This window comes from Burkholderia sp. LMG 13014 (genome assembly GCF_905232215.1).
GTDB lineage: Bacteria > Pseudomonadota > Gammaproteobacteria > Burkholderiales > Burkholderiaceae > Burkholderia.
On the sequence record NZ_CAJNKE010000024.1, the window covers coordinates 1 to 15716 of the forward strand.

The 15716-nt window shown below is 66.4% G+C and carries 16 protein-coding genes; 7 read left to right on the plus strand and 9 right to left on the minus strand.

The window, feature by feature from the left end; all coding sequences use genetic code 11:
- From andAb to andAc, 3 genes are all read right to left on the minus strand, one after another.
- The coding region (gene andAb / locus JYJ84_RS05500) for an anthranilate 1,2-dioxygenase ferredoxin subunit AndAb (RefSeq protein ID WP_205189129.1) at positions 1–317 on the minus strand (317 nt) is incomplete at its 3' end.
- A gap of 20 nt (positions 318–337) precedes the next feature.
- Positions 338–823 carry an anthranilate 1,2-dioxygenase small subunit AndAd gene (andAd, locus tag JYJ84_RS05505; protein WP_059521536.1) on the minus strand — a complete coding sequence of 162 codons (486 nt, stop codon included), beginning with the start codon at positions 821–823 and terminating at the stop codon, positions 338–340.
- A gap of 17 nt (positions 824–840) precedes the next feature.
- A complete protein-coding gene (gene andAc, locus JYJ84_RS05510) occupies positions 841–2112 on the minus strand; it encodes an anthranilate 1,2-dioxygenase large subunit AndAc (protein WP_175221752.1) in 1272 nt (423 codons plus the stop codon).
- Positions 2113–2325: 213 nt separating this feature from the next.
- Here andAc and andR point away from each other — a divergent pair, with 213 nt between their 5' ends.
- Entirely contained in the window at positions 2326–3285 is a 960-nt protein-coding gene (andR, locus tag JYJ84_RS05515) for an anthranilate 1,2-dioxygenase regulatory protein AndR (RefSeq protein WP_175221751.1), read from the plus strand.
- 149 nt (positions 3286–3434) lie between these two features.
- On the opposite strand, the gene JYJ84_RS05520 is transcribed toward andR, so the two are convergent.
- Positions 3435–4325 carry a LysR family transcriptional regulator gene (locus JYJ84_RS05520; protein ID WP_122949081.1) on the minus strand — a complete coding sequence of 297 codons (891 nt, stop codon included), beginning with the start codon at positions 4323–4325 and terminating at the stop codon, positions 3435–3437.
- 91 nt (positions 4326–4416) lie between these two features.
- Between JYJ84_RS05520 and JYJ84_RS05525 the strand changes: the two genes are divergently transcribed.
- The 3 genes from JYJ84_RS05525 to catC are packed head-to-tail and all read left to right on the plus strand — an operon-like array spanning position 4417 to position 6818.
- The gene (locus JYJ84_RS05525; protein WP_043177967.1) at positions 4417–5550 is read left to right on the plus strand and encodes a muconate/chloromuconate family cycloisomerase; all 1134 of its coding nucleotides are present in this window, start codon (positions 4417–4419) and stop codon (positions 5548–5550) included.
- A 31-nt stretch (positions 5551–5581) separates the two neighbouring features.
- Complete coding sequence (gene catA / locus JYJ84_RS05530) at positions 5582–6484, plus strand: catechol 1,2-dioxygenase (RefSeq protein WP_122949080.1); 903 nt, start codon at positions 5582–5584, stop codon at positions 6482–6484.
- A 43-nt stretch (positions 6485–6527) separates the two neighbouring features.
- Positions 6528–6818 (plus strand): muconolactone Delta-isomerase, encoded by a 291-nt coding sequence (gene catC / locus JYJ84_RS05535; RefSeq protein WP_011355923.1) that lies wholly within the window; start codon positions 6528–6530, stop codon positions 6816–6818.
- Between the two features lie 101 nt (positions 6819–6919).
- Here the strand turns inward: catC and JYJ84_RS05540 are convergent, their stop codons facing one another.
- Together JYJ84_RS05540 and JYJ84_RS05545 are read right to left on the minus strand one after the other, a co-directional pair.
- Entirely contained in the window at positions 6920–8110 is a 1191-nt protein-coding gene (locus JYJ84_RS05540; RefSeq protein WP_175221750.1) for a hypothetical protein, read from the minus strand.
- 152 nt (positions 8111–8262) lie between these two features.
- On the minus strand, positions 8263–9048 hold the full coding sequence (locus JYJ84_RS05545; RefSeq protein WP_122949078.1) for an NAD(P)H-dependent oxidoreductase: 786 nt from the start codon (positions 9046–9048) through the stop codon (positions 8263–8265).
- Positions 9049–9134: 86 nt separating this feature from the next.
- On the opposite strand from JYJ84_RS05545, the gene JYJ84_RS05550 reads away from it, so the two are divergent.
- Both JYJ84_RS05550 and JYJ84_RS05555 read left to right on the plus strand, forming a co-directional pair.
- Positions 9135–10028: a LysR family transcriptional regulator gene (locus JYJ84_RS05550; RefSeq protein WP_174958207.1), complete on the plus strand. Its 894-nt coding sequence runs from the start codon at positions 9135–9137 to the stop codon at positions 10026–10028.
- 164 nt (positions 10029–10192) lie between these two features.
- Entirely contained in the window at positions 10193–10597 is a 405-nt protein-coding gene (locus tag JYJ84_RS05555) for a DUF2471 family protein (protein ID WP_122949076.1), read from the plus strand.
- A 198-nt stretch (positions 10598–10795) separates the two neighbouring features.
- On the opposite strand, the gene JYJ84_RS05560 is transcribed toward JYJ84_RS05555, so the two are convergent.
- Positions 10796–12829, minus strand: coding sequence for an NADPH-dependent 2,4-dienoyl-CoA reductase (locus JYJ84_RS05560; protein ID WP_175221749.1), 2034 nt, complete (start codon positions 12827–12829; stop codon positions 10796–10798).
- Positions 12830–12914: 85 nt separating this feature from the next.
- Between JYJ84_RS05560 and JYJ84_RS05565 the strand changes: the two genes are divergently transcribed.
- Positions 12915–14021 carry an AraC family transcriptional regulator gene (locus JYJ84_RS05565; RefSeq protein ID WP_175221748.1) on the plus strand — a complete coding sequence of 369 codons (1107 nt, stop codon included), beginning with the start codon at positions 12915–12917 and terminating at the stop codon, positions 14019–14021.
- Here JYJ84_RS05565 and JYJ84_RS05570 read toward each other — a convergent pair.
- Positions 13961–14455, minus strand: a complete 495-nt coding sequence (locus tag JYJ84_RS05570) for an aconitase X swivel domain-containing protein (RefSeq protein WP_175221747.1) — start codon at positions 14453–14455, stop codon at positions 13961–13963. The genes JYJ84_RS05565 and JYJ84_RS05570 overlap by 61 nt on opposite strands.
- A complete protein-coding gene (locus tag JYJ84_RS05575; protein WP_175221746.1) occupies positions 14448–15695 on the minus strand; it encodes an aconitase X in 1248 nt (415 codons plus the stop codon). The genes JYJ84_RS05570 and JYJ84_RS05575 overlap by 8 nt, the downstream gene beginning before the upstream one ends.
- Between the last annotated feature and the right edge of the window lie 21 nt (positions 15696–15716).

Genomic DNA, 15716 nt, shown 5'->3' on the forward strand with positions numbered 1-15716 from the left:
TTGACTTCCACCTGCCCGTCGACGATCCGGATCGGATAGGTCCGCACCGGCTCGGTGATCGGCGCGCATTTCGGCGCGCCGGTGCGAATGTCGATCAGCCCCTGGTGCAGCGGGCATTCAACGCAGCCATCCTCCACATAGCCTTCGGACAGCCGCGCATGGCCGTGCGTGCAGAGGTCGTGCATCGCGAACAGTTCGTCGCCGATCCGGAACACGGCGATCGGCTTCTGGCCGGCGACGCGCGCCGCCGGTTCGTCTTCGGAGAATTCGTCGAAAGCGCCGAGCGAATGCCACTCGGTAAGCGTTGCTTCGGTCATGTCTGTTCCTTGCTTGCGTATCAGATCGGCGTGGCGAGCAGCGTCTGCACGCGCGACGTGTCGTAGATCACCCGCTTGGTCTTGTAGCGCAGCCCGTCCGGCGTGCGCACGACCGTGTCGTAGTACTTGCCGGCCTGGTACACGTTCGATTCACCATTGCTACGCGTCTGCACGACGACGTAGTTGCTCTCCGTGTCGATCTCGCCGTCACGTTCCGCAACGATCGTCAGGCCCGACGTCATGTGCCGGTACGTATGCTCTTCGTAGATGTTCGCGTGCCGCAGCGACACCACGCGGTCGCGCAGCATCCGCTGGTTCGTGCAGTGGACGATCCCGACCGGCAGCCCGAGGTCGGCGTTTTCCTTCGGCACGATTTCGTATGTGCAGTCCTCGGTGAACATCGTCGGCCATGCTTCGAGCCGGTTGTTGTCGAGGTGCCCGATATAGCGGTTCTGGAGCATGTAAATCTCGAACCACGTCTTCATGTCTTCCGTCAGGTTTTCCATCGTTCCGCGCTCCCGCTTCAATAGCCCATCAGCTTCTGGTAGCCGACCCAGAACTTGCGGATCAGGCTTTCGGTGATCACCGTGTCCTGCTGGTCCGGATTGCCGCGCGACATCTCGATCACCGACGTCGCGTCGCCGTCGCGCACCGTGCCGCGCTGCACGAGCTCGGTCGCCTCCGTGTCCTCCATCGAGATATAGCCGGCCGGCCCGACGAGGTTCGCCTGCTTGATGCGCAGCGCGCGCAGCTCGGGCGTATCGTCCGTGTAGCCGAAGAAGTGGAAGATCAGTTCGAAGTTGTCGGGGCCTTTCGGCAGGATCTGGCGTGCGACCAGCGTGTTGTGGATCTGCTGGATCACGAGCTGCGGGAAGATCGGCTGGATATGGTTCGTGCAGTCCTCGTCGTATTCCGACACGAGATCGAGGATCGATTCGTCTTCCAGATGGAAGCCTTCGTCGAACGAACGGATGTTCTGCTGCTTGTAGGCGGCCGACGTGTCGTCACCGGTCTTCGTCACCGTGATGATGCTGTGCAGCCCGTGGTTCTCATCCGGAATCGAGCGCGCCTTCATCCCGACGCGGAAGATGTTGAAGGTCGTATGGAACAGGTGCAGCATGCTCGCGTGATACGGATCCTTCACGTTCTCCATGTACAGCTTCCAGTTCGACTTCGAATACTGGCGCGTACAGCCGAGATACTCGATCGGCTTGTGGAAGATCCGGTCGATCCACGGGCGCATCTGCTCGCCGAGATAGTCGGGCAGCGGCATCACGTCGTCGCTGAAGGTGGCGAACACGAGCCCGCGATAGCTGTCGACGCGCAGCTTGCGCAGCCCGTGCTGCTTCGGGTCGAAGTCGGCCGGCATCCCGGACATCCCCTTCTGGCCGCGCCGGAACGGCACGCCGAGCAGGTTGCCCGAATTGTCGAAGCTCCACTGGTGATAGACGCACGTGTGCGAGCTCGCGTTGCCGCGCGACTTGCGGCACACCTGCGCGCCGCGGTGCGCGCAGCGGTTCACCCACGCGGACAGCGTGCCGTCCTCGGTACGCGTGACGACCACCGGCGTATCGCCGACGAACGTGCTCTTGAAGTCGCCGGCGTTCGGGATTTCCGCTTCCAGCGCGACGAAGTTCCACGTCGGGCCGCGAAAGATCCGCTCCTGCTCGCGATCGTAGACCGCGCGCGAGCTGAACACCTTGTACGGCACGCGCGAGCCGTCTTCGTGCGGGAAGGTCACGTCGGACGCGTCGCCGCGGGCGGCGAAAACGACGGGCGATTCTGTCTGCTCCATGTCGGACTCCTGGTCGATCCGTTTCGTTGAATGCATGGAGCCGATTTTTGAAAAGCTAATATTCGCCGTCTATCCGGAAAGTGCGATTGCGGCGGTGCAATATCCACTTTCGGCGGATTTCTGCGCTAGCATGACGGCACACACGACCCGGCGCACGATCGCGACCCATTGATCGGATCGACGCGCATGTCGCCCATACCAAGGCTGAGGCCCATGTCCCCAACGTCGTTCGAGCCGTTCGCGCTGCGCGCGCACCGGCTGTTCGAATCCCGCGATCTCGACGAGACGCGCGAGCGGATCTCGCGCGTGATGCAGCCGCATGCGCTGCTGCCGAGCGGCCGCACGCGGGGTGCGTCGCACATGGATTTCGTCAGGCTCGGCGGGCTCGGGATCGGCACGATCGCATTCGGCGACGCGATGCGCGTGCAGGTCGACGCGGTCGACGGCTATTACCTGCTGATGTTCTGCCTGTCCGGCCAGGCCGAAGTGCGCGCGATGGGGCGGCAGCTCGGCGTCGACGGCCAGACCGGCGTGCTGTGTGCGCCCGGCGAACGCTTCGACGCGGTGCTGTCCGCCGATTGCGAGCAGTTCGTGCTGCGCATCGACGCGGCGACCGTCGGCTCGCTGACCGGCGACCCGCGCGCGACGCTCGATCCCGTGCTGCATGTCAGCGACGCCGCGCTCGCCGCGTGGCGCCAGCAACTGATGCTCGTCGCACGCTCGCCCGAACTGCTCGAACGCGCGAACGCGAACCCACGCGTCGCATCGCAGCTCGAGCACCTGCTGATCGACCTGCTGATCGAAGGCCACCCGCCGTCCGTGCTGCAGGCGTCGCACCGCGACCCGGCGCCGGGCTTCGTGCGGCGCGCGCAGGAGTTCGTGAACGCGCACTACGCGCAGCCGCTGCAACTCGCCGATATCGTCCAGGCCGCCAACGTGCCGGAACGGACGCTGCGCGACGCGTTCCTGCAGTTCCGCGGGATGAGCCCGATGCAATACCTGCGCGCGACGCGGCTCGACCATGCACGCGAGCTGCTGCGCGGCGCGACGTCCGACCGGCGGATCGCCGATGTCGCGCTCGATTGCGGGTTTACACACCTGGGGCGGTTCGCGATCGCCTATCGGGAAAAGTTCGGGGAATCGCCGTCGGAAACGCTCGACGGGAAGCGGTAGCGCCGTCGCGCATGCTCGCGCGCCCGGCGGCTTGCGTAACCGTCAAAGACCTGACACGACAGGGCATGAGACCGCGATACCCTCCCCGCATGTGCCTGCGCCTGCCGAAACAGACCGTTAGTTGCGATTTATGGAAGCAATGACGATCGTTACGCCGCCGGCACGATCATCTCCCGTGCAATCGCGCAAAACGCAGCCGTGGCGGCGCTTTCGCCGTGCAGCCGGCGGCTCATGATGATCGGCGACGTCGCGGCCGGCTCCGGCAACCGCCGGTAGACCACCCCCTTCACGCGTACACCCTCCACACTCTCCGGCACCAGCGACACGCCCACCTGCGCTGCCACGAGCCCGAGCGCCGTCTGCAGCTCGCGCACCTCGTGGACGGCCGCCGGCACCAGCGCGCCGTCGCGCAACGCGGACAGCTGCTGATCGGCAAAGCTCGGCCGCGGCGTGCTCGGATAGACGATCAGCGTCTCGTTCGCGATATCCGCGAGCGTCAGCGGCCGGGCCGGATCGGCAAGCGGATGCCCGACCGGCAGCGCCGCGATCAGCTTTTCCTCGATCAGCGCCTCGCGCACCAGTTGATCGTCGTCGAACCGCAGCCGGCCGAACCCCACGTCGATCCGCCCGCCCTTCAACGCGCCGAGCTGTTCGAGCGTGAACATTTCGATCAGCGACAGCTCGACGTCCGGCTGCGCCTCGCGAAACGCGCGGATCACGTCCGGCAGCGCGCCGTACAGCGTCGACGGCACGAAGCCGATCACGATCCGCTCCGACGATTGCGCGAGCCGCCGCGTCAGCGGGCCGAGCTCGTCGGCCTGGTCGACGAGGCGCTTCGCCTGCGCATAGAACACGCGCCCCGCATCCGTCAGTTTCAGCGGCCGTGCACCTCGCTCGAACAGCGGCAACCCGATCTCGTCCTCGATCGCCTGGAGCTGGCGGCTCAGCGGCGGCTGCGTCATGTGCAGCCGCTCCGCCGCCCGCGTGATGTTCATTTCCTCGGCGACGGCGATGAAGTAGCGGAGCTGACGCAATTCCATTTCATGCCTCAAAGGTATGGAAGTAGTCGGAAAGAGTGTTGGACGACGCGGGGCGGGAATTCCTACCATGTGCACCAACAGGAGGAATCGCATGATAGCAACTGCCGCCACCATCGAACGCATCGAGACGCTGCTCGTCGACGTGCCAACGATTCGGCCCCACAAATTGTCGGTCGCCACGATGAATTGCCAGACCCTCGTGCTGGTGCGTGTTCGATGCACGGACGGTATCGAAGGCGTCGGCGAGGCGACGACCATCGGCGGTCTCGCGTATGGCGAGGAGAGCCCCGAAAGCATCAAGGTCAACATCGACACCTACTTCGCACCGCTGCTGCAGGGCATGGATGCGACGCGTCCGGGCGCCGCGCTGGCGCGCGCCCGCAAGCTGTTCCAGGGCAACCGATTCGCAAAATGCGCGATCGAGACCGCGCTGTTCGATGCGCAGGCGCGCCGCCTCGGCGTGCCGCTGTCCGAGCTGTTCGGCGGCCGCCGGACCGATGCGGTGGACGTCGCCTGGACGCTGGCGAGCGGCGACACGCAGCGCGACATCGCGGAAGCCGAAGCGATGCTCGACGCGCGCCGCCACCGCGCGTTCAAGCTGAAGATCGGCTCGAACGCCGTGGCCGACGACGTCGCGCACGTGATCGCGATCAAACGCGCGCTCGGCGAGCGCGGCGACGTGCGCGTCGACGTGAACCAGGCATGGAGCGAAACCGACGCGATCTGGGCCGGCGCACGGCTGGCGGAAGCCGGCGTGAGCCTCGTCGAGCAGCCGATCGCCGCGACCAACCGCGCGGGGCTGAAACGCCTCACGCAACTCGCGCAGGTACCGATCATGGCCGACGAGGCGCTGCACGGCCCCGTCGATGCGTTCGCGCTCGCGCAAGACCGCGCGGCCGACGTGTTCGCGGTAAAGATCGCGCAATCGGGCGGCCTGCAGGGCGCGGCGAGCGTCGCGTCGATCGCCGCGGCGGCCGGCATCGAACTGTACGGCGGCACGATGCTCGAGGGTGCGGCCGGCACGATGGCGTCCGCGCAACTGTTCAGCACGTTCGACTCGCTGAAATGGGGCACCGAACTGTTCGGCCCGCTGCTGCTCACCGAGGAAATCCTCGTCGAGCCGCTGCGTTACGAGGATTTCAAGCTGCACCTGCCGGCAGCGCCCGGCCTCGGCATCACCTTCGACTGGGCCCGCATCGAACGGATGCGACGCGACGCCCGCTGACCCCACACGACAACCGAAACCGGAGACACAGATGAACAAGCAAGCCATCGACGCACTGCTGAAGACCTTCGACGACGCCGCCGAGAAGCCGGGCAACCCGCGCGTGCGCGCGATCGTCAACCGGATCGTGCAGGACATCTGCTACACGATCGAGGACTTCGACGTGCAGCCGAGCGAATTCTGGACGGCGCTGAACTACCTGAACGAAGCCGGCCGCGAATTCGGGCTGATCGCCGCGGGCCTCGGCCTCGAGCGCTTCCTCGACGTGCGCATGGACGAAGCCGAGGAAAAGGCCGGCATCCAGGGCGGCACGCCGCGCACGATCGAAGGGCCGCTGTATGTCGCCGGTGCGCCGGAATCGGTCGGCCATGCGCGTCTGGACGACGGCACCGATCCGGGCCAGACGCTCATCATGCGCGGCCAGGTGCTCGGCCAGGACGGCGCGCCGCTCGCGAACGCGCTGGTCGAGGTGTGGCACGCGAACCATCTCGGCAACTACTCGTACTTCGATCAATCGCAGCCCGCGTTCAACCTGCGCCGCTCTATCCGCACCGATGCCGACGGCCGCTACAGCTTCCGCAGCGTGCTGCCGGTCGGCTACAGCGTGCCGCCGGGCAGCAAGACCGAGCAGCTGCTCGACCAGCTCGGCCGCCACGGCCATCGTCCGGCGCACATTCACTTCTTCGTTTCGGCGGACGGTTATCGTAAGCTGACGACGCAGATCAACATCGATGGCGATCCGCATCTGTGGGACGACTTCGCCTTCGCGACGCGCGACGGGTTGATCCCGCCGGTGAAGCAGGCCGAAGGCGCGGAAGGCAAGCCGTATGGCGTCGACGGGCAGTTCGCGCTGATCGACTTCGATTTCTCGCTGCTCAAGGAAAAGCAGGACGTGCCGGGCAGCGACGTCGAGCGGGCCCGCGCGCAGGCGTGAGCGGCCTTCCGATTCGACGAACCGATAACGCAAGGAGTGCAGGATGCTGTTTCATGTGGAAATGACCGTCCGTCTGCCGACGGACATGGATCCGGTCAAGGCGGCCACGCTGAAGGCGGAAGAAAAGGCGATGTGCCAGCGGCTGATGAACGAAGGGACCTGGCGGCATCTGTGGCGGATCGCCGGGCAGTATGCAAACGTCAGCATCTTCGACGTCGAAAGCGTGCAGCAACTGCATGACCTGCTGAGCCAGCTGCCGCTGTTCCCGTATATGGAGATGGAAGTGCGGGCGCTGTGCCGGCATCCGTCTTCGGTGCGGGAAGACGATCGCTAAGCAGGCGGTCGAGCACTGAAAACACGGGCGGCCCGCGATTGCCTCGCGGGCCGCCCGTTTCATTTCATCATTCGCAGCGGTGGATCGGGTTGCCGCGTGACCTACTTCTGCTTCTGCGCCTCCATCTTGTCGGCGACTTCGTCGCCGTACACTTTCGCGACGCGTCGCGCGACGATCGCTTCCATCAGTGTCTTGTCGAAATCGTCGGCGGTTTTCCAGCCGTTGCCGTCCTTGACGAACGTGAAATCGCCCTTCAACTGCAGCATCGACGGCGCGCCGATCGCGCCGAGCAGCCGGTCGCGATAATCGATCAGCAGCGGACACGACACATGGTCGCCGTCGATCTGCCGGCAGTCGGCGGCCGGCATGACGCCCAGCACGCTGCTCGCCAGCGTCGTCGGCTTGTCGTCGCCGAACATCGGCTTGCCGTAGCTCGGCATGCGCGCCGACACCGCCTTGTCGAGTTGCGCGACGCCCGCCATGAAAGCCGTGCTGATGACGTCGCGGCCGAGCGGTGCGCCGAGCTTCGGATCGAGGCCCTGCGCGCTGTAGCGAACCGTCACGTATTCGGGCGGGAACATCTGCACGACAAAGGCGCTCTTGTCCTTGTCGTCGTGCCGGACCACATAGCCGATCGTCGCGTGCTCGTCGGCGATACTCACGTCCACCAGGCAGCCGCGCGCGCGATTGGCCTCGTCGTAGCCGACTTCACGCGGGTTGCTGACGTGCGGAAACGACTTGCTGCCCTGCTCGAGCATCTGCATCGGGTTCTTGCGCATCATGTCCCTGCGCGCGTCGAACAACAGCGAATTCAGCGCCGTGGTGGTGCTGGACGCGCCGCACGCGGGCGCCGATGCGGGCCACAACAGGTAGGCGCCCACCGCCAGCGCGGCAGCCAGGCCGCCGAAGCCGATCAGCATCTGCTTCTTCTTTTGCTCGCGCCGGATCGACGCAACCGTTTCATCCAGACGTTGTTTGAACCGGGGCGGATCGATCTCCTCCAGCATCGTCATCAGGACGAGTTTCTCGTCGGCGCTCGCGTAGCTGCCGTCCAGCAGCTCATGCGTCGCTTTCGCCTCGGCGTCCGCCGTCGTGTAGCCCTCGGCGATCAGCCAGTCGAGCATGTTGCGCGCCGAATCGGTATCGGGAAACTCGGCCGGTGCGTCCCTCAGACGCTGGGTGACACGCGCCGCCTGCTCCTCCGTCAGATAGCCGCCGGCTTCGAGCGTGATCAGCAGGACGGCGCGGTTGTCATCGATCGGTTCTGCCTGGCCCGGTGGTTCGAAAGTCATCGTTGCTGTTCTCCGTCGAGACCGATTCGCTGCGCGGGCCATGCCGGCCTATTGTGCAGACGAATCGCGTCGATCTCCGGAAACTACTTGATTCGGGCGCAGGTGTCGACATGCCCGCGCGCCGCCTTCTCGCGCGGGCCTGCCATGCGTCATCAATACTCGTGCGCCAGATGCGCCGCATAGCCCACCTTCCCCGGTGCGATTTCGTCCTTCAGCGTCAACGCCGGGATCTCGTAATCGCCCGCGTTCTGCCGCCGGAACGGAATCGGCTGCGTCGTCCACAGTTCGTCCAGGTGCTTGCCAAGCGCCGCACGCGTTTCGTCGAAGCGCGCCTCGTTCATCTTCCCCGCCCGGTAGATCACGAACGGCGGCAGCACGGAGAAGCCCGGGTAATACAGCATCCCGTGCTGGATCGGGAACAGCACGTCGTCGATCGGTCCGTTGATGCCGCGCGGGCTGTAATGCGATTGCCACCCGCCTGCCGTGACGATGAGCATCGCGCGCTTGCCGGCAAACGAACCTTCGCCATAACGATTGCCCCAATGCGTGTCGGAATGCTCGCCGACCCCGTAGGCAAAGCCGCACGCGTACACGCGCTCGAACCAGCCCTTCATGATCGCCGGCATCGAGAACCACCACAGCGGGAACTGCAGGATCACCGCATCGGCCCACCTCAGCTTGTCCTGCTCGCGCACGATGTCTTCGCGCTGCGTGCCGGTTGCGAACGCGTGCTTCGAGTCGTTCGACGGATCGAAACGCGCGTCCGGGTCACGCCCGGTCATGTCGTCCGCGTCGAACGCCGCCTTCCAGTTCATCGCATACAGGTCGGTCACCTGCACCGTGTGGCCGGCCGCTTCGAGATGCTCGACGGCGAAATCACGCAACGCGCCGGTCAGCGAACGCGGTTCGGGATGGGCATAGACGATCAGCACATTCATGTTCGGTACTCCGTTGATTGAATGACTGCAGGATGCCGCGACCGAAGGTATATTTGAAATGAATTCCCGATATTGCAGGTATAGCCATGAATAATCTCAGGCGACTCGATCTCAATCTGCTCGTCACGCTGGACGTGCTGCTCGCCGAGCACAACGTCACGCGCACGGCCGAGAAGCTGAACATGTCGCAGCCGTCGGTGAGCGTGCAGTTGCAGAAGCTGCGCGACCTGTTCGGCGATCCGCTGCTGCTGCCGGGGCCGCGCGGGATGCGGCCGACCGCGCGCGCGGAGGCGCTGCGCGAGCCGTTGCGGGACGCCATCGAAGCGATCGAACGCGCGGTGATCCCCGCCACGCCGTTCGATCCCGCCACCGCGCAGAACACGTGGCGCGTGGCGGCAACCGACTACGGCGAATCGACGATCGTCCTGCCCGCGCTGAACACGCTGCGTTCGACCGCCCCCGGCACGCGGCTCGCGATCGTCGAGCTTGTGCCGCCACGAATCGAGCAGGATACCGAACGAAATGGCATCGACCTCGCCTTCCACACGACCGAAGGATCGCCGGCCGGCATGCGGCGGCTGCCGCTGTTCGTCGAGCGTTACGTGCTCATCGGCCGCGCCGGTCACCCGAAGCTGAAACGGCGCCCCACGCTCGCGCAGTTCGGCACGCTCGAGCACGTGATCACGTCGCCCGACGGTGCCGGCTTCTTCGGCGTGACCGACGAAGCGCTCGCAAAGGTGGGGGCCACGCGGCGCGTCGTGCTGTCGGTGCCGCACTTCCTGTTCGTGATGTCGGCCGTCGCCAGCACCGATCTCGTCGCGATGGTGCCCGAGCGGCTGGTGCGCGACGTGCCCGCGTTGCGGGTCGTGGAAGCGCCCGTCGACGTGCCCGGCTACGAAATGTCGATGCTGTGGCACGAACGCGTGCATCGCGATCCGGCCCACCGGTGGTTGCGGGAGACGATCGCGGCAGCGGTGTAGATCGTTCGCCTGCCCAGTGCGGCCGCCCGCTTCGATGGCCATCGCACAAAATCCTTCATCCGGGGCTTGAAACCGCGCCAAACACTGTATATATTTACAGTGCTTTTGCACCATTTGACCCGAATTCCGTCATTCACAGACGAACGGACTTTTGTGAGGCGACCATGTTCCAGGCATCCGCATTCGATCCCGAGCAACCCGGCTTCAACCCCGTCCACTTCGAGCGCGCCGCGCAACGGGCGGTCGTCGATCTGCAGCGTGTCGCCGGCGGCCCCGCGCAGCGGGCGCTCGGCCTGCGGCGCCGCACCCATCCTGCGGCCGTCCGCACGATGAGCTGGCAGGCGCTGCTGAACGTCGAAGAGCTGGCATTCTCGAATGCCGGCTTCCTGAACCGCAACGATCCGGCCGTCGTCGACGCGTTCATCCGGCTGCGCGACAGCCGCCTGGTCGCCTCGGACGTCGAAGAGCCGGTCGACTGGCGTCGCGACGATGACGACCTGCCGGCCATCTACCTGATCGTCAAGGCGATGCTCGACGCGGAAGAGGAAGAGCGGGCCGAGGCGGCCTGAACGGCGTCGGCCGCTCGCGCTTGCCGGGATCGTGCCGCCACGCTGCGTGGTGGCGCGGGACACCCGCTACATTGATGGCCTGTGCGCGCGGATCAGCGGATCGGCGGATCGGCGGGTCAGATGGCAAATTGTGGTTTGTCGCGCCGGCAACGCGCCGTCACGCAACAAACGTCGCACGAACGCGGCAACAACCGCCCGTTACAACCGGGCCGCGAGCCGCGCGCCCTGATCGATCGCGCGCTTCGCGTCGAGTTCGGCGGCCAGTTCCGCGCCGCCGATCAGGTGCACCGAGCGCCCGGCCGCCTGCAGCGGCGCGAGCAGCGCGCGCTGCGGCTCCTGCCCCGCGCAGAGCACGATCGTGTCGGCCTCGATCAGCTCGTGATCGGTGCGCTGCTCGCCGTACGACACATGCAGCCCGCGCGCGTCGATCAGTTCATAGTTCACGCCGCCGATCATCTTCACCTGCTTCATCTTCAGCGTCGCGCGGTGAATCCAGCCGGTCGTCTTGCCGAGCCCCTTGCCGAGCGGCGCGGCCTTGCGCTGCAGTAGCGTCACGTCACGCGCGGGCGCCGCCACCTGTGCACGCGTCACGCCGCCACGCGTCGCGGCCGGGTCGGTCACGCCCCATTCGGCCTTCCACTCTTCCAGATCGAGCGCCGGCGATTCACCTTCCTGCACCAGATACTCGGCGACATCGAAGCCGATCCCGCCCGCACCGATCACCGCGACACGCCGGCCGACCGGCTGCCTGCCCGCGAGCACGTCGATGTAGCTCAGCACGTTCGGCCCGTCCTGCCCCGGAATCTTCGGGTCGCGCGGCGCCACGCCGGTCGCGAGCACGATCTCGTCGTAGCCGCCCGCGATCAGGTCGCTCGCGTCGACGCGGCGGTTCAGGTGCAGGTTCACGCCGGTCAGCTCGACCTGGCGGCCGAAGTAGCTCAGCGCTTCGTGAAACTCTTCCTTGCCCGGAATCCGCTTCGCCATGTTGAACTGGCCGCCGATCTCGGCCGCGCCGTCGAACAGGTCGACCTGATGGCCGCGCTGCGCGAGCACGGTCGAACATGCGAGCCCGGCCGGCCCCGCGCCGACCACCGCGATGCGCTTCGGTTGCGCGGCGGGCGTGTATTTCAGCTCCGTCTCGTGGCACGCGCGCGGATTCAGCAAGCACGACGCGATCTTGTTCTTGAACGCATGATCGAGACACGCCTGGTTGCAGCCGATGCAGGTGTTGATCTCGTCGGCGCGGCCCTGCGCGGCCTTGACCACGAACTCGGCATCCGCGAGCAGCGGGCGCGCCATCGACACCATGTCCGCGCAGCCGTCCGCGAGGATCTGCTCGGCCACTTCGGGACGGTTGATCCGGTTGGTGGTCACGAGCGGAATGCCGACCTCGCCCTTCATCTTCTTCGTCACCCAGGCGAACGCGCCGCGCGGCACCGACGTCGCGATCGTCGGCACACGCGCCTCGTGCCAGCCGATCCCCGTGTTGATGATCGTCGCGCCCGCGCGCTCGACGGCCTTCGCGAGCTGCACGGTTTCGCTCCAGTCGCTGCCGTCCGGAATCAGGTCGAGCATCGACAGCCGGTAGATCAGGATGAAATCGCGGCCAACCGCTTCGCGCGTGCGCTCGATGATCTCGATCGGCAGCCGGATGCGGTTCTCGTACGAACCGCCCCACTGGTCGGTGCGCTTGTTCGTATGCATCGAGATGAACTGGTTGATCAGGTAGCCCTCGGAGCCCATGATCTCGACGCCGTCATACCCGGCCTCACGCGCGAGCTTCGCGCAGCGGACGAACGCGCGGATCTGCCGCTCGACGCCGCCCGCGCTCAGTTCGTGCGGCGCGAACGGCGAGATCGGCGACTTGATCTTCGACGGCGCGACCGCGAACGGGTGATAGCCGTAGCGGCCCGTATGCAGGATCTGCAGCGCGATCTTGCCGTCTTCCGCGTGCACGGCATCCGTGATCTGGCGATGCCGCCGCGCGGCGGCCGACGTCATCAGCGTGCCGCCGAACGGCTTGGTCCAGCCGGCCACGTTCGGCGCGAAACCGCCCGTCACGATCAGGCCGACGCCGCCGCGCGCGCGTTCGGCGAAATATTCGGCGAGCCGCGGCAGCGTCTTGCGGCTGTCCTCGAGGCCCGTGTGCATCGAGCCCATCAGCACGCGGTTCTTCAGCGTCGTGAAGCCGAGATCGAGCGGGGCGAGCAGATGGGGAAAGGTCGTGGTCATGATGAGCGTGCCAATTCGTGCCAATAAGCGATGCGTGACATCGTAGGCGCGCGCCGCCTTGAACGTGAGGGGGCAAACAGCCATAATGCTTGTCATTTCCGGCCAAGACGACATGACCTCCCCTCTCGCCAAGGACCGCCTCGGGCTGCGCCGGCCGACGATTCCGGTCGCCTATACGCGCCTGCTGCTGCAGGCGCTGGCCGCGCGCGGTGTCGATCTGGCCGCGGTGCGAGCCGGCACGGGCCTGCGCGACGCCGTATTGGCCGAACCGGACGCGCGCGTCGCGCCGTCGCAATGGGGGCGGCTCGTGCTCAACGCGATCGAGATCGGCGGCGATCCGGGCATCGGGCTCGCGTTCGGGCTGCTGCTGAAGCCGACCGTGCACGGCTTTCTCGGCTACGCGACACTGACCGCGCGGGACATCCGCGAGGCGCTCGCCGTCACGCAGCGCTACTTCCGGATGCGCAACCGCCAATATCGCCTGACCTACGCGGAAGACGAACGCGGCGCGACGCTCGAACTGCACGGCGTGCAAGCCAGCCCGGTGCTGCAGCATCACGTGATGTTCGAATTCGTGCTGACGGGGCTCGCGCAGAACATCTCGCAATGGGCCGGGCGCGCGTCGCCACCGATCAAGCTGCAATTCGTGTGGCCTGAGCCGCCCTATTTCGCGCGCTATCGCGACCAGTTGCCGCCAGTCGAATTCGGCTGTGCCGCGAACGCGCTGTGGATCGCGCGCGATGTGCTCGACTGGCCGCTGCCGCTCGCCGACGAAGTCGCGCACCGGCAGGCGCTCGTGCAGGTGGAACGCGAGTATGCGCAGGTGCGTCAGGAGGAAGGCGATCTGGTCGAGCGCGTGCGCGCGGAGCTGGCACGTGGCGCCGGCGATTATCCGGGGCCGGAGACGCTCGCCGACGCGCTGCTCGTGTCGACGCGCACGCTGCGGCGCCGCCTGGAGGAAGCCGGTTCAAGCTATCGGCAATTGCTCGACGAAGCGCGGTTTCGCGACGCGAAGCAGTTGCTCGCCGCGTCGGATCTCGACCTGAAGACGATCGCCGAGCGGCTGCAATTCACCGACCCGGCCAATTTCACGCGCGCGTTCCGGCGCTGGGCCGGGCAGACGCCGAGTGCTTACCGGGAGGCAGCAGGCGGATTGGGAAAGCCGGCGTCAGGCTCCGCGTTGCCAAGGTAGATCCTCGCAGCACCGTCACCCTCGCCCGCTTCGATCCGCACGTCCCCCGTCGCGGCGACGATCGCGTCGTACACGTCATCGGTCACGCACACCACCGGCACCGCGATCGCATACAGCTCGGCGGCCACGATCGCGCCGATCGAGATGATCAGGTCGCGCTCCTTCAGCACGATCCCGACCGGCCCCGTGCCGTTGCGCACGGCCTCCGCGAGCACGCTGCTGCTCGAACTCGCCCCCTTCGCGTGCGGCATCACCATCACCTTGCCGGCGAGGCTCGCGCCGGCCTGCGGATGCCCGCGATCGACGATCTTTCCCGCGCCCGAGTCGTAGCCGCCCCAGAAGCTGAGCGGCTTGTCGAGCACGAACGTCAGCGCGCATGCGCTGCCCGGCACGAGCGTGTCGCCCGTCAACAGCTTGCCTGTCGCGTCAGTCATCGAATCGCACCTTTCCTTCATACGCCGAGTGCACGCATTCGCGCATGCTGCCGTACGCGACCGTCACGCCGATGTTCGCGGGCGCATACGACGCCCATTTCCCCGAATTGGTCATCACGAGCCCCGACAGTTGCTTCATCACCGGCGTGATGTACGTGCAGGTATCGACGACGATCTGGATGCCGCGTGCCGCGAATTTCTCCGCGAGACCGGCCTCCTCCAGCTCCCACAGGATGAACCGGCTCGTGTTCACGTAGAAATCGCACGCGGGCTTGCCGTCGAACGCGTCGAGCAAGCTGTCGAGCGTGCGGAATTCGGCCAGCGAGAAATGCGGCGTGCCGAGCGCCACCGCGACGAGCGCGTCGCCGGCCGCGCCATGGTTAAGCGTGTGGCGAATCGCGTCGAGATCGGCCATCGTGACGTCGACCGTGCGTTGCGCCGCTTGCCCGTGCAACGCGGCATCGAGCGTGGGCGCCTCGGGGGTCACGCCGACCGCATGGAACAGCGCGACGGCACCGCTCGACGCGGCAGCCGCACCCAGTGCCTTGAGTTCGTCTTCGGTGGTGTCCGCCGGCAGCCCGACGATCGCCGGCACGACCGCGCCCGCGATCCTGCCGATCAGCAGCCCAAGCGCGGCGAAATAGATATCGCGCGACGGCAGGCGGCGGAAGTCCGGCGCGTTGAACACGATCCGCGCGGCGCGGTTCGCTTCGACATGCAGCCCCGCATACGGCGCGCGCCCGGTGATCGCCGCGGCCAGGTCGAGAAAATCGCCGTACCGGCTCGTCCGCGCGCCGAGCACCGAGTTCGCGAACACGATCGCGTTCGATTCGGCCCAGGCGATCTGCTCGCCTTTCGCGGGGCGGTTCTTCAACTGGTACGGCGCGCACGTGAAGCTCGATTCGCAGCCGAGTTGCAGATGCGCATCCATCAGGCGCTGCGCATCGCGCTGGATCGTGCGGTCGCCGTGGTAGAGCTCGGGATGGATCAGGTCGAGCGACCCGACGTTCAGCGTGGTCGGCACCGCGACCTTCGCGCCGGTGTCGACGAAATACTCGACGAAGTCGAGGCTGGTCTGGCCGTGATAAAGACAGCCGTCGATATGCGCAGACGTGATGTCGATCAGGTGCGGCGCGGACATCACTTGCGCCGTGCGCACGACGATCCGCATCGAGCGCGCGACGCCCTCGCCGAAATCCCCGCGCAGCATCGCGCTGTCGCGGTCACTCAACTGCAGCATCGGTGGCTCCTCTGACGCGTG